Below are 13,791 nucleotides of genomic sequence, written 5' to 3' on the forward strand. Positions count from 1 at the left end.
GGAGGCGTTTGCAAATGAAAAAGAAAATGTTAATTGTAGCTATTTTATCTTTTGTTTCAGCAGGATTATTCTTGGTATTTTATTCATTAGTTAAGTTCTTGAAGAATAAAAAAATCAATGATGAACGCAAAAAGTTGGAAGATTATGTCGAGAAGTATCTTCACGGCAATGAAAAAATAATGCAATTTATTGGAACTTTATCAGATGATCAAGTGAAAGAATTGCTTGATATTCTTATGAAAATTCAAAAGGAACAAGACCAACTCAAACTCAAATCACCAATTTTTCCAAAATACTTAGAAAAGAAAGTTACTAATTTAATCGGTTAAAATGATATTTACAGAAGATAAAATAAATGAATATATGGATCTAGCCCTAGAAGAGGCTAAAAAAGCTGAAACTAGACGTGAAGTTCCGATTGGCTGTGTAATTGTCGACAACCAAACGGGGGACGTGATTGCTAGCGGTTCAAATGAACGTGAAGAGACTCAAAATGCCATCAAACATGCGGAAATTATTGCAATTGAAGCTGCTTGTGCCAAAGTTGGTAGTTGGCGTTTAGAGCATACAAGTTTATTTGTGACGTTGGAACCATGTCCAATGTGTGCTGGTGCGATTATTAACAGTCGTATTGAAGAAGTTATTTATGGTGCCAAAGATCCTAAAGCTGGGTCAGTTGGTTCTATTAATAATCTCTTGGCTGAGACGCGCTACAATCACCAACCAGCAGTGTTGAGCGAGGTCAAAGCGGACGAATCAGCAGCATTGTTACGGAATTTCTTTCGAGAAATTAGACGCAAAAAGTAGCATATTTCGGTAATTTATAGTATTATAGTTATTGCCGTAAGGCCTTAGGGCAATGGTGCTCTTGTGAATCGTGTCAGGTTCGGAAGAAAGCAGCACTAAGTAAGGTGTGCCATGTGCCTTTTGTTATGTATATTAGCCTCCTAATCTGTTCAGGATTAGGAGTTTTTTTGTGTTAAAATTTATGTATCAGTTTTTTCTTAGAAGGAGTCAAAATGGCATATCAAGCACTTTATCGAGTTTGGCGTCCCCAAACTTTTTCTGATGTAATCGGTCAAGATGTTATCACTCAAACCTTGCGCAATGCCGTGGCTAGTAAGATGACCAGTCATGCGTATTTGTTCAGTGGTCCCAGAGGTACTGGTAAGACATCTTGTGCCAAAATTTTAGCCAAAGCAGTTAACTGTTTGAATCCACATGACGGTGAACCTTGCAATGAATGTGAGATTTGTAAAGCTGCTAATGAAAATCGTCTTAACGACGTGATCGAAATCGATGCTGCTTCTAACAATGGTGTCGAGGAGATTCGTGATATTCGTGACAAAGTTAAATACGCACCAACTGAAGCTAAGTTTAAAGTCTATATCATTGATGAAGTTCATATGCTTTCTCAAGGTGCTTTCAATGCTTTATTGAAGACGTTGGAAGAACCACCAGCCAATGTGATGTTTATTTTGGCTACTACAGAACCACAAAAGATTCCTGCAACTATTATTTCTAGAACTCAAAGTTTCAATTTCCGTCGGATTTCACGTCAAGATATTTTGAAACGTATGACTTTTATCTTGGATGATAAGAAAATTAATTATGACGAAGAAGCTTTGAATATTATCGCTGCCTCTGCTGAAGGTGGAATGCGTGATGCCTTGAGTATCTTGGATCAAGCTTTGTCATATGGCGACGAGGAATTGACGCTTAAGAATGCCCAAGAAGTTACCGGTGCTTTGAGTAATGAGCAGATTGTTTCATATATGACTGCCATTGCGGATGGAAAACCAGCTGAGGCCTTGACTAGCTTGTATCAAATTTTAGCCAGTGGTCGTTCAGCCTTGAGATTTACCGAAATGATTATTCGAGTTTGTCGTAATTTGATTCTTTACAATTCTAATTCTGATTTATCAAGTCAAATGGACAAGTCCGTTATGACCGATGAACTGTTGGCAATTGCGGATAAGTTTGACAATAGTCGCTTATTTTATATCGTTGACCAAGTCAGTGCCACACAAAAGAATATCAAGAATTCAAACCAGACTGATATTTATATGGAAATTTTAACGGTTAAAATCAGTGAGCCTAAGGTTGCCCAAGAAGTTGCTCAACCGGAAGTGACTGAAGAGCCAGTTGACAATACACAAATTGATAAACTACGTGATGAGATTTCACACTTACAAAATGAGATGAAAGATTTATCAAATGGTGTTGTTAAGACTGAGCCTGCTAAGCCAAAGACACATCGTCGAGCTAACAATAATACACGTTTAAATAAGACGGCGATTTACAAAGTCTTGGGTAGCGCAACTAAGGATGATTTGAACTCGGCTAAGGAGATCTGGCCCGATTTAATGAGTATGCTTTCTATCTCACAACGTGCTATGATGAAAGTCTCAGATCCAGTCGCAGCTTCACCAGAAGGCATTGTCGTTGCCTTTGACTATGCGTTATGGTTCGAGCAAGTTCAAGAGGATAGCGAGTTCTTACAACAATTGACTGATAACGCTGGTCGTTTGTTGAAAAAGGACTGCCAGATCGTCTTAGTACCGAAGAAAGATTGGCCTAATATTCGTAAAGAATATATTGATAATAATATTGATTCTAATAAGCCAAAGAATGTAAAATCTAAAGAAGAAACTAAAAAAACTAATCCCACCGTTGACGAAGCTGTAAAATTGTTTGGTGACGATATAGTTGATGTAAAAGATGACTAGGAGGAATTACAATGAGTAAAGGAATGCCAAATATGGGCGGAATGGGCGGCAACATGGCCAACATTATGCGCCAAGCTCAAAAGATGCAAAAAGAAGTTCAATCAGCCACAGAAGAATTGAACAAGACAGAGTATAGCGGTAGTTCAGTTGACGATTTTGTAAAAGTTAAAGTTACTGGCGAAAAGAAGATTGCTGATCTAACAATCAGTGAAAAGATTATTGATCCAGATGATCCCGATACATTACAAGATATGTTAATTGACGCTTTAAACAATGCTTTTAAAGCTGTTGACGATGATAAACAAGCTAAATTAGGTAAATATACGAACGGGTTGATGTAATGAAATATCCAGAACCAATATCTAAATTAATTGATAGTTATATGATGTTACCAGGTATCGGTCGCAAGACTGCTACTAGAATGGCATTCTTTACCCTTGGAATGGACAAAGACCAAGTTAATGAGTTTGCCGAAAATCTGATTTCTGCTAAGACTGATTTAAAATCATGTCGAATTTGTGGAAACATTACGACTGAAGAAATTTGTTCAATCTGTAGTGATAAGAACCGTGATCAATCGACAATCTTGGTAGTTGAGCAGGCCAAAGATATCATGTCGCTAGATGATATGAATGGTTATAATGGTTTGTATCACGTGCTAGGAGGGGTTCTTTCACCAATTGATGGCGTTGGCCCCGAAGATTTAAATATTAAGTTGTTGTTAAACCGTTTGAAGGAAAATCAAAACGTCAGAGAATTGATTATCGCAACAAACGCAACTCCAGAAGGAGAAGCAACTGCTCAATATTTAGCCAAATTAGTTAAGCCAGCAGGAATAAAAGTAACTAGACTAGCACACGGACTAGCAGTCGGATCTGATATTGAATATGCAGATGAGATGACCTTGAAGAGTGCCGTTTTAGGACGCAGGGAGATTTAACATGTTTGGTAGAAGAAAAGCAACTGTCCAAAAAATGGAAGATGATCGCCTTTTAGACAATATTCACCAGATTCAACAACGAATCGGTAATACCCAACGAATGATCAATAATTCAGTGGATGTCGACGACGAGACCAGAGTTCATTTGAAACTGGATCAGTTGAAATATCAATTCTTGTATTTAGAAGCAAGAAGACGAAAAGCTACTGCGAAAGCCACAACCAACATTATCTTTGGTGATGAAGATACATTTTTGAAGCAACCAAGTCGCGCTGAAAAGCACTGGTAAAATGTTAGGGCTGCCGCCTCCGGACACGAGAAGATTTGTGCCTGCTGTGGGACCGGCTCGAGCCGAAGTGCGGTCTCGACCCTCGATTTTGAACTTCGCAAAGTACGCGAATTTCAAAATACGTCCTGTGCCGTAAGGCTGGAAAATCACCGACCTAACACCACTTTCACTGCGGGCACAATCTTCTCGTGTCCGGAAGCTAGTGTAACTTTTGGTTGTTCGGTTATTTAAAAATTTAGATGATTATAAATGAAATCAAGTTATTCCTGATATTTTGGGAATTGCTTGGTTTTTTATTTACTTTCGAATCAGGGAAAAATTCGTTATCCTATTTGATAGGAAGACAAATGATTTATATTATTTTATAAAATTGCATAAATTAAACTCAGGATTATTTTAGAACAACGAATATCTTAGCCTTCGGGTGCGAGTGATGGAGTCAAGCAGTGACAGTGGCGTTAGGGCTTCAGCCCTTACGCCACAGGACGATTTTGAGACGCGAACTTCGGCTCAAAATCGAGGGTCGAGACCGCACTTCGGCTCGAGCCGGTCCCACAGCGGACTCCATCACTCGCACCCGAAGGCGGCATTCCCAAGATATGTTTTTTCTAAAACAAGAGCTAAAGTTTCATTTCAAGCCAATTTCAAGTAAAATAGTAGTAATCATCTAGGAGAGATTAATCTATGTCAGGAATATTTATATCGTTTGAAGGACCAGATGGAGCAGGTAAAACGACCGCTCTTAAAACACTAATGCCACTTTTGCAGGCTAAGACCGACCAAGAGATTGTGCTTTCTCGTGAGCCCGGTGGCAGTTCCATTTCTGAAAAAATCAGAAAAATTATTTTAGACATTCATGATGAAGAAATGGACCCCAGAACTGAAGCTTTATTGTACGCTGCTGCAAGACGTCAACATTTGATTGATGTTATTTTGCCAACGTTGCAAGCTAACAAAATCATGTTGAGCGACCGTTTTGTCGACAGTTCCATTGCTTATCAAGGCGGTGGCCGTGAAATTGGGATGAAAGAAGTCGCTGATATTAACGATTTTGCCATTGATGGACATTTGCCAGACTTAACAATTTACTTTGACGTATCGCCTGAAGTTGGTTTGTCACGTATTAGAAAAGACCATGAGGGTGCGATGGATCGCTTAGAACGTGAAGCTATCGACTTCCACAATCGGGTTTACGATTCATATATGAAGATTGTTAAAGCTAATCCTGATAGAATAAAAACAATTAACGCTGAACAAGCACCGGAAAAAGTTGTTGCCGATGCTTTGGATGCCATAATTAAGAGATTTCCGAATATTTTTAACAAAGGAGAATAAATCATGAAACTCATTGTAGCCATAATTCAATCAAAAGATAGTCAACAATTGCAAGCTAGTCTTGTTAAAGGTGGTTTTAGAGCTACACAGTTGTCATCGACTGGTGGTTTCTTAAAAGCCGGTAACTGTACATTCTTGATTGGTGTCGAAGAGGAAAAAATCGACGATGCTTTAGCTGTAATCAAGAAAACTTGTCATACCAGAGTTCAATATGTGACTCCAACATTTCTCATGCCCGAAGCTGCTTCCAGTTTGAGCGAACCAGTTGAAGTCCAAGTTGGCGGTGCAACATGCTTTATTTTGCCAGTTGATAAATTCGTGAGATTCTAATAATGGAAAGTTTACTAACAGAACAACCGCGAGTTGTTAATGAATTTAAAAAAATTATTTCGACCAATATGTTGTCACACGCATATTTGATCGACAATGCTTCATCCAAAATTAGGCAGCAGATGGCTATTTGGTTAGCACAGAGTCAGTTTTGTGAAAATTTACAAGATGGTGCTCCTGACCAAACGTGTCAAAAGTGTCAGACAATTGCTTTGGGCGATAATCCTGATGTGTTAGAGATTCAGACCGAAAAGCAAAGTATCGGTGTTGACGACATCAAATTTTTCAAAAAGGAAGCCAATATGGCTGCTACGCAAGGTAAACGAAGAATTTTGATTATCGACGAAGCTGAGAAGATGACCGTTCAAGCTGCGAATAATCTGTTGAAAACTATTGAAGAACCAGAAGGTAATCTGATGATTATCTTGTTGGCCGATTCGGCTAAGCAACTTTTACCGACTATCCAATCACGTGTGCAGATTTTTCATCTGTCGAACCAGAGTAACGATGATGAAATTGCTAGTTTGGTTGCAGTGGGATTTAAGAGTGACCAAGCAGAACGAGCTTTAAAAGTTACCGATATTAAATATTTGGAAAGTATTACGGGCGATAAATACCAAGCTTTGAGTACAGCACTCGCGAGTTGGTTAAAAGAAGTTAACAAACAAAAAATAAATAGTTTTGTCGACATACAGACTGATATCATGCCTTTAGTTGAGAATAAAGATCAACAACATTTGGTTTTCGACATGTTGAATCAAATTTTTAGTGATATATTATCAATTAGGTACAATTTAGAAAAATCAACATTAACGTCGGTGGATATCTTGGATCAAAAGGGTATCAAGAAAATTGTTAGTATGTCGGATGATTTATTTACAGCTGAACAAATGTGGAAAAGTAATGTATCGTTTCAGGCTATTTTAGAAGATTTATCATTAAAATTTGTGGATTAGTAGGTGAAATCATGGCAGAGAAAGATTTATATGATGAATTTGAGACAATCACAAATCAATTGAATGATATAACTAAAAAGGTTTCTTTGCTGAAAGAGGAACTATCCAAGGCTCTTGAAGAAAAAGAAGAGTTAAAGATAGAGAATCAAAATCTTCGTAAACATTTGGAAAAAATGGGTTATGAGGACAAGGATATTAAAGGCAATGAATTATCTTACTCACGATTGAATCTTGAGAGTTTATATCGTAAAGGATTTCATGTTTGCCAACAATTCTACGGAACTCACCGTAAGGACAAGGAAGAATGTATCTTCTGTACCAACGTCCTTTATGGCAGTAACGACAAAGGTAAGAAAAAGAAAGTTAATATTAGATAAGGGGAGCTATTTGAATGAAAGAACAAAGGAGTTTTGTTGATAATTCGAAGGGCTGCCTTTTTTTAGTGCCAACACCAATTGGTAATTTAGAAGATATGACTTTTCGAGCTGTCAACACGTTAAAAGACGTCGATTTAGTTGCAGCTGAGGATACACGTAATACTAAAAATTTATTAAATCATTTTGAAATACCAACAGAATTAATAAGTTTTCATGATCATAATACTGCTCAACGTATTCCAGAATTAATAGAAAAAATGAATGCCGGTGTCAAAATTGCTCAAGTCAGTGATGCTGGTGCACCATCAATCAGTGATCCTGGTAAAGAACTAGTTAAAGCTGCCATTAAGGCTGATATTCCAGTGGTTCCACTACCCGGAGCTACTGCTTCAGTTACAGCCTTGATTGCTTCAGGGATTGCACCACAGCCGTTTTATTTCTATGGATTTTTACCTCGTAAAGGTAAGGAAAGAACTGAAGCTTTGAACAATCTGTCTCAACGTGAGGAAACAACGATTGTTTATGAATCTCCATATCGTGTTAAGAAGACGATTCAAGATTTGATCGATAACTTTGGAGCTGACCGTCAAATTACTTTAGCACGGGAATTAACGAAGATTCACGAAGCTTTCTTACGTGGCAGTTTGGAACAAGTTGCTGAGTATTATCAAGACAATGATCCTAAGGGTGAATATGTTTTGATTATTGCTGGAAAGCCAGTTGAGGCCGCTACTCAAGAGGAATCTGATGATGACTTGGTCGTAGCAGTGGATAGTTTAATTAAACAAGGTGAAAAGCCAAACAAAGCAATCAAAGAGGTTGCGGCTCGTAATGGATTGAAGAAACAGGATGTTTACAATCTTTATCACGGAATCGGAGAGGAACAATAGTGACAGAGAAAAGAACTTTTGCAATTGAAATGGAAGTACCGTATTATTTCGTCAACTTTTCAGGAGAAATGCGCCTGTCAGCTTTGATTGATATAATGCTATTAACTTCAGAAAAGCAGCTCCATCAGTCAGACTTAGATAGTGCGGAAATGGTTCAGAACGAAGGACTCGGTTGGGTCGTTGTTCAATATCATATGGATATTAAGCAGATGCCTAAACTCGGTCAAAAGTTGAAAGTTATCACCCAAGCAACTAGTTATAATAAGTATTTCTTCTATCGTAATTTCTGGATTGAAGATGAAAATGGCGACACAATCGTTAAAGCTGAAAGTGCCTTTGTTTTGATTGATATTAAAGAACGTAAGATTGTCGGAGCCAATGATCGTTTAGATGATAAGTTTGGGGCTGAAGAAACTACTAAGCTCAAGCGTTTTAATCGTTTAAAAGTGCCGGATGATTACGACTTCAAGCAACCACAACATATTGGTTACTATAATATCGATGTTAATAAACATGTTAATAATTCATATTATTTCGACTGGATGGTCGATACATTAGATATGGACTTTATCGGCAGTCACACACTCAAGAGTATGGATATTAAATATGACAAAGAGTTGAATATTGAGAGTGAACCAGTTTCATATGCGAAACTCGATAATACGAATAATAAATCAATTCATTGGATAAAGAATGGTGACGTACTGAACGTTATTGCTCAATTTGAATGGAAAGATAAGTAATTTACAAACAAAATACTTGCTTACAGAAAATATAGTGTTATTATTGACGAGTACTTAAAAATTTGGGGTAGGGTTCAAGGCGTCAAGTGTCGATGGAACGGAATGTGAACATCGAACAAAGAGTTTTCTCGCGATCTTGGATCCGCATTCGCCACTTTATATACGTCTCTTTTGCCTATATCTGGTGGCAGCTCCTTTCGGGAGATGTCGATTATGAACAGTAGAAGTTCAGTAATAAGCGTTCAAGAAGTTACTTGGATGGCGTTATTGATAGCATTACAAATGGTGCTATCAAAATTATCATTCGGTAGCAATACCTTGAAAGTTGGATTCAGTTTTATTGCAATTGGGTTATTAGGTTATTATTTCGGACCTTTTAAAGCTGCAATAGCTAATGTGTTAGCTGATGTGATTGGTCATTCAGTCTTATCAGCAGGAAGTGCATTCTTCCTTGGATTCACTTTTTCAGCGTTGGTAGCAGGTGCAATTTATGGTTTCATGCTTTATAACCACAAAGTAACAATTTGGAGAAGTTTTCTCACTGTATTGCTGATTACAGTAATCGTAAATATAGGTTTGAATACTTTGTGGATTCACATGATGACTAACGTGCCTTATGTAACTTTATTGGTTCCAAGACTTGTGAAAGAGGCGTTCAGTCTGGTTTATCAGACGGGTCTTTTATATATCGTCCTTAAATGGATTGATAATTCGAAATTCAATAAAATCGGCTAATAGGGCCGATTTTTTTTTGTACAAAAATTCTGTGTTAAAATAGTTTTATTAAGAATGAGGGATAAATATGAAAATTTTAGCATTTGATTCATCTAATAAGCCGCTATCCGTTGCCGTTGTAGTTGATGGCAAAGTTTTAGCTCATTTGGAGTCGACTGAAAAGAAGACTCACAGTATTACTATTTTGCCAGATATTAAAAAAGCTTTAGCCGAATCTAACTTAACTATTGACGATATCGACTTAATTGCGGTTGCTAAAGGACCCGGTTCTTACACTGGAGTCAGAATCGCGGTTACAGTTGCTAAGACTTTAGCAGATACTTTGCACAAGAATTTAGTCGGAGTTTCTAGCCTAGAATTATTAGCTGCTAACGGGGACAAAGCTCATATTCTAGTGCCATTAATGGATGCTAGAAATGACAATGCATTTGCTGGAGTTTATCAAAACTCACGTGATAAGTTTGTCAGTATCATTGGGGATCATCACACTTCAATGGAGAAATTATTCGCTGCTTTGAAGGAATATGATGAAGATCAACTGGAATTTATCAACGCTACACCAAGATTACAAGAATTAATTCAAAATCAATTTCCAAATGCCAAAATTATTGCCGCTGAAGATTCATTGCCAGATGCAGCTAAGCTTGCCAAATTAGCTGAGTCAAAGAAACCAGTTACTGATATTGATGATTTTGTGCCAACATATTTACGTTTGACACAAGCTGAGCATGACTGGTATGCCAAAGGACATAAGGATGACGGCAATGTTTCTTATGTTGAAGAAGTTTAAAAAGTTATTTTCTAATAAAACCATGAAATTTGATTTTGAAGAACAAATAGTTTCAATTGAAGATCGAAAGTTTACTTTAAGAAAAGCTAGTCCCAAAGATGCTATTCAATTTATGAAGATTCAGGAAACAATTTATCCAATTCCAGTTCCATGGCCAATTGATATCGTGCGGATGGAAATTGATAATAGGAATGCACTTTATTTGTCGTTAGTTGAAAATGAGCGAGTGATTGCCTTTATCGGAGTTTCGTTGGGAGATAAAGCTGAGTCGCATATTACTAATTTAGCTGTGGATGCTGATTACCAGAATATGGGGATTGGTCATTTACTATTGAATGAAGTTTTTAATTACTGTCGCGCACGTGAGTATCAGAAGATGTCATTAGAAGTGGACGTAACTAATGATTCAGCGTTAGCTTTGTACGATGCGTTTGGGTTTAAAGTTCGAACTGTGCATAAGAAGTATTATTTTAGAAATCATCACGATGCATGGGAAATGATCGTTGATCTATGAGGAGATTACTGTGGAAAAAGATACATTAATAATGTCGTTTGAAAGTAGCTGTGATGAGACATCAGTTGCTATTATTAAGAATGGTAAGGAAATTTTATCGAATATTATTGCAACACAAATAAAGAGCCACCAACGTTTCGGTGGAGTTGTGCCCGAAGTTGCCAGTAGACACCACGTTGAAGAGGTTACTAAGTGTATCGATTTGGCGCTGGATAAAGCTAAAGTTGGCTACGAAGATCTCGATGCCGTTGCTGTTACTTATGGACCAGGCCTAGTTGGTTCATTGTTGATTGGAATCATGGCAGCGAAGACAGTAGCATTTGCCCACAATTTACCATTGATTAAAGTTAATCACTTGGCCGGACACATTTATTCAGCTAACTTTGTGACTGAATTACAATATCCATTCATGTCATTGTTAGTTTCTGGTGGACACACTGAACTAGTTTTGGTCACAGCTCCCGGAGTTTTCCACACCTTGGGCGATACCCGTGATGATGCCGTTGGGGAAGCTTATGACAAAATTGGTCGTGTGCTGGGTATCAACTATCCAGCTGGTAAAAAAGTCGATGAGATGGCTGCTGTTGGAAAAGATACTTTCAATTTCCCTAGAGCCATGGTTCAAGAAGATAACTTGGACTTCAGTTTCAGTGGCTTGAAGAGTGCGTTTATCAATACTGTTCATCACGCTGATCAAGTTCATGAAGAGTTGAACAAGGATGATTTGGCTGCCAGTTTCCAAGGCGCCGTGTTAGATATTTTGACAAATAAGACATTCAAAGCTTTGAAATTGCATCCAGTTAAGCAATTGATTGTTGGTGGTGGAGTTTCAGCTAACCAAGGTTTGCGTAAACGCTTGGCTGAAGAGATTGAAAAACGTGATATGGATATGGAATTGGTATTCCCTCCATTGCGTTTGTGTGGCGATAATGCAGCTATGATTGGTGCTATGGCTCAGATTCAATATGACAAGGGTGACTTTGCAGAATTGGATTTGAATGCTGATCCTAGTTTGGATTTTGATATGGAATAGGGTTTTGCCGCCGGAGGCTGGCAGTAATATAGCCTGCGGTGTGACCGGTTCGAGCCAAGGTCTCTCACCTCGATTTTGAGCTTTGCAAAAACCGCAAATCTCAAAATACGTCAGTGGAGTAAGGGCTAAAGCCCTAACACCACTTGCACTGCGGGCTATATTACTGCCAGCCTCCGGCTAAGTTGTTTGAGGGCTCTAGGTTATTGATATATTGCAGTTTAATTAGTCTTCAAAATTATTAATGCTTTGTAATACTTAAATGTGAATAAATTTATAGGGATGCCATCGAAGTTTTAATCGGTGGTGTCTTTTTTTGCTGTGCATAAGTTTTCTTTTGGCTGAAATTTAAAGATGAAATATCAATTATATTTTTCCTTTAATATTTCCTATTGCCCCCACAAACCAAATAATATAAGATAGCCTCAACACAATCGAAAGATGAAAGAAGAGGAATCACTATGAAAGCTATTCTGACAGTTTTGGGTCACGACCAGGTTGGTATTGTGGCTAAGGTTTCAACTAAGTTGGCTGAACTTGACGTCAATATTATTGATATTTCGCAGACTTTGATGCATGACAACTTTACGATGATGATGATGGTGACATGGGATGATGCCACTAAATTTGACACGATCAAAGATAACTTGAGTGAACTTGGTCAAGCCACTGGTTTGGACATTCGCATTCAACGTGAAGAAATCTTTGATGCGATTCAGAAACTTTAGGAGGCTGCCATGGAAACTAATTCGATTTTAGAAACGATTCAGATGATTTCGGAAGAAAAACTCGACATTCGGACGATTACAATGGGTATTTCGTTGTTTGATTGTATCGATAGTGATGGTGAAAAGGCTCGTCAAAAAATTTACAATAAATTGATGACGAAAGCTAAGAATCTTGTTAAAGTAGCTGACCAAATTGAATCAGAATATGGGATTCCTATCGTCAATAAGCGTATTTCGGTTACACCGATTTCCTTGATTGCTGCGGCTTCTGGCGACAAGGATTATGTAGCTTATGCTAAAACAATGGATCAGGCGGCCAAAGATTTAGGTGTTGATTTGATTGGTGGTTTTTCGGCTTTAGTTCAAAAAGGTTATCAATCTGGTGACGTCAAATTGATTCAATCGATTCCACAAGCTTTGACGGAAACTAGTCGTGTCTGTGGCTCGGTCAATGTTGGTTCAACTCGTTCAGGTATCAACTTGGATGCGGTCGGTCAAATGGGTCAAGTGGTCAAAGATTTGGCAAAATTTGATCCTGTCAATTGTATGAGTTTAGTTATTTTTGCCAATGCGGTCGAAGATAATCCATTCATGGCTGGAGCTTTCCACGGTGTCGGTGAAGCTGATTGTGTCATCAACGTTGGTATCAGTGGTCCTGGAGTGGTCAAGAGTGCCCTAGAACATGTTAAAGGGCGACCAATCGATGTTGTTTCTGAGACTATTAAGAAGACGACGTTTAAAGTTACTAGAATGGGTCAATTCGTTGGAGATTTAGCTTCTAAGGCCTTGGGCGTACCTTTTGGTATCGTAGACTTGTCATTGGCTCCCACACCTAACGAGGGAGATTCTGTGGCTGAAATTTTAGAAGAAATCGGTTTGGAAAGTGTCGGCGCTCCCGGAACTACCGCTGCTTTGGCATTGTTGAACGATGCAGTTAAAAAGGGTGGTGTCATGGCCTGTGAACACGTTGGTGGCTTGTCAGGTGCCTTTATCCCAGTTTCTGAAGATGCTGAAATGATTCGTGCTGTTAATGCTGGCAATTTGAATATTGAAAAACTCGAGGCAATGACAGCTGTTTGTTCTGTTGGCCTTGATATGATTGCGATTCCTGGCGATACAACGGCTGAAACTATCAGTGGAATGATTGCGGACGAAGCTGCAATTGGCGTTATCAATAATAAGACGACTGCGGTCAGAATTATTCCTGCTACTGGTAAAAAAGTTGGCGATGAAGTTGAGTTTGGCGGACTCTTTGGACGAGCACCAGTAATGGCGGTCAATACCAACAGTCCCGCGGACTTTATCCATCGTGGCGGTAGAATTCCTGCACCTATCCATTCCTTTAAAAATTAACTTCACAAATACTGATATTCGTATCGGTATTTTTTTTGCTGTTTTTTTGAAA

At 38.3% G+C, this 13,791-nt stretch carries 18 protein-coding genes, 1 other RNA gene and 1 riboswitch; all 19 genes read left to right on the forward strand.

The window, feature by feature from the left end:
• The first annotated feature begins 14 nt into the window (after positions 1 to 14).
• The 19 genes from JP39_RS02470 to JP39_RS02555 all read left to right on the forward strand — a co-directional run bounded on the left by JP39_RS02470 (position 15) and on the right by JP39_RS02555 (position 13,739).
• On the forward strand, positions 15 to 329 hold the full coding sequence (locus tag JP39_RS02470; RefSeq protein WP_041498790.1) for a hypothetical protein: 315 nt from the start codon (positions 15 to 17) through the stop codon (positions 327 to 329).
• A gap of 1 nt (position 330) precedes the next feature.
• Positions 331 to 807 (forward strand): nucleoside deaminase, encoded by a 477-nt coding sequence (locus JP39_RS02475; RefSeq protein WP_041498789.1) that lies wholly within the window; start codon positions 331 to 333, stop codon positions 805 to 807.
• A gap of 43 nt (positions 808 to 850) precedes the next feature.
• An RNA gene (gene ffs / locus JP39_RS12445) (signal recognition particle sRNA small type) lies at positions 851 to 933 on the forward strand.
• A gap of 86 nt (positions 934 to 1,019) precedes the next feature.
• Positions 1,020 to 2,729, forward strand: coding sequence for a DNA polymerase III subunit gamma/tau (gene dnaX / locus JP39_RS02480; protein WP_041498788.1), 1,710 nt, complete (start codon positions 1,020 to 1,022; stop codon positions 2,727 to 2,729).
• Positions 2,730 to 2,761: 32 nt separating this feature from the next.
• A complete protein-coding gene (locus tag JP39_RS02485; RefSeq protein WP_218022579.1) occupies positions 2,762 to 3,070 on the forward strand; it encodes a YbaB/EbfC family nucleoid-associated protein in 309 nt (102 codons plus the stop codon).
• Positions 3,070 to 3,669 (forward strand): recombination mediator RecR, encoded by a 600-nt coding sequence (gene recR / locus JP39_RS02490; RefSeq protein WP_041498785.1) that lies wholly within the window; start codon positions 3,070 to 3,072, stop codon positions 3,667 to 3,669. The genes JP39_RS02485 and recR overlap by 1 nt, the downstream gene beginning before the upstream one ends.
• A 1-nt stretch (position 3,670) precedes the next feature.
• Positions 3,671 to 3,958 carry a YaaL family protein gene (locus JP39_RS02495; RefSeq protein WP_041498783.1) on the forward strand — a complete coding sequence of 96 codons (288 nt, stop codon included), beginning with the start codon at positions 3,671 to 3,673 and terminating at the stop codon, positions 3,956 to 3,958.
• A gap of 684 nt (positions 3,959 to 4,642) precedes the next feature.
• Positions 4,643 to 5,293 (forward strand): dTMP kinase, encoded by a 651-nt coding sequence (gene tmk, locus JP39_RS02500; protein WP_041498782.1) that lies wholly within the window; start codon positions 4,643 to 4,645, stop codon positions 5,291 to 5,293.
• Between the two features lie 3 nt (positions 5,294 to 5,296).
• On the forward strand, positions 5,297 to 5,623 hold the full coding sequence (locus tag JP39_RS02505) for a cyclic-di-AMP receptor (protein ID WP_041498780.1): 327 nt from the start codon (positions 5,297 to 5,299) through the stop codon (positions 5,621 to 5,623).
• Between the two features lie 2 nt (positions 5,624 to 5,625).
• Positions 5,626 to 6,579 carry a DNA polymerase III subunit delta' gene (locus JP39_RS02510; protein ID WP_041498779.1) on the forward strand — a complete coding sequence of 318 codons (954 nt, stop codon included), beginning with the start codon at positions 5,626 to 5,628 and terminating at the stop codon, positions 6,577 to 6,579.
• Positions 6,580 to 6,590: 11 nt separating this feature from the next.
• On the forward strand, positions 6,591 to 6,956 hold the full coding sequence (locus JP39_RS02515; RefSeq protein WP_041498778.1) for an initiation control protein YabA: 366 nt from the start codon (positions 6,591 to 6,593) through the stop codon (positions 6,954 to 6,956).
• Between the two features lie 14 nt (positions 6,957 to 6,970).
• The gene (gene rsmI / locus JP39_RS02520) at positions 6,971 to 7,846 is read left to right on the forward strand and encodes a 16S rRNA (cytidine(1402)-2'-O)-methyltransferase (RefSeq protein WP_041498776.1); all 876 of its coding nucleotides are present in this window, start codon (positions 6,971 to 6,973) and stop codon (positions 7,844 to 7,846) included.
• Positions 7,846 to 8,589: an acyl-[acyl-carrier-protein] thioesterase gene (locus JP39_RS02525; RefSeq protein WP_041498774.1), complete on the forward strand. Its 744-nt coding sequence runs from the start codon at positions 7,846 to 7,848 to the stop codon at positions 8,587 to 8,589. The genes rsmI and JP39_RS02525 overlap by 1 nt, the downstream gene beginning before the upstream one ends.
• Before the next feature lie 61 nt (positions 8,590 to 8,650).
• Positions 8,651 to 8,745, forward strand: a riboswitch (THF riboswitch).
• Positions 8,746 to 8,802: 57 nt separating this feature from the next.
• On the forward strand, positions 8,803 to 9,324 hold the full coding sequence (locus JP39_RS02530; RefSeq protein ID WP_041498773.1) for a folate family ECF transporter S component: 522 nt from the start codon (positions 8,803 to 8,805) through the stop codon (positions 9,322 to 9,324).
• Between the two features lie 67 nt (positions 9,325 to 9,391).
• Positions 9,392 to 10,114 (forward strand): tRNA (adenosine(37)-N6)-threonylcarbamoyltransferase complex dimerization subunit type 1 TsaB, encoded by a 723-nt coding sequence (tsaB, locus tag JP39_RS02535; protein WP_041498772.1) that lies wholly within the window; start codon positions 9,392 to 9,394, stop codon positions 10,112 to 10,114.
• On the forward strand, positions 10,098 to 10,628 hold the full coding sequence (rimI, locus tag JP39_RS02540; RefSeq protein ID WP_245626346.1) for a ribosomal protein S18-alanine N-acetyltransferase: 531 nt from the start codon (positions 10,098 to 10,100) through the stop codon (positions 10,626 to 10,628). The genes tsaB and rimI overlap by 17 nt, the downstream gene beginning before the upstream one ends.
• A gap of 31 nt (positions 10,629 to 10,659) precedes the next feature.
• Positions 10,660 to 11,661: a tRNA (adenosine(37)-N6)-threonylcarbamoyltransferase complex transferase subunit TsaD gene (gene tsaD / locus JP39_RS02545; protein WP_174795706.1), complete on the forward strand. Its 1,002-nt coding sequence runs from the start codon at positions 10,660 to 10,662 to the stop codon at positions 11,659 to 11,661.
• A 458-nt stretch (positions 11,662 to 12,119) separates the two neighbouring features.
• Positions 12,120 to 12,386 (forward strand): ACT domain-containing protein, encoded by a 267-nt coding sequence (locus JP39_RS02550; protein ID WP_041498767.1) that lies wholly within the window; start codon positions 12,120 to 12,122, stop codon positions 12,384 to 12,386.
• Between the two features lie 9 nt (positions 12,387 to 12,395).
• Positions 12,396 to 13,739 carry a PFL family protein gene (locus JP39_RS02555; protein ID WP_041498766.1) on the forward strand — a complete coding sequence of 448 codons (1,344 nt, stop codon included), beginning with the start codon at positions 12,396 to 12,398 and terminating at the stop codon, positions 13,737 to 13,739.
• The last annotated feature ends 52 nt before the right edge of the window (positions 13,740 to 13,791 follow it).

This window comes from Companilactobacillus heilongjiangensis, assembly GCF_000831645.3.
Classification (GTDB): Bacteria; Bacillota; Bacilli; order Lactobacillales; family Lactobacillaceae; genus Companilactobacillus; species Companilactobacillus heilongjiangensis.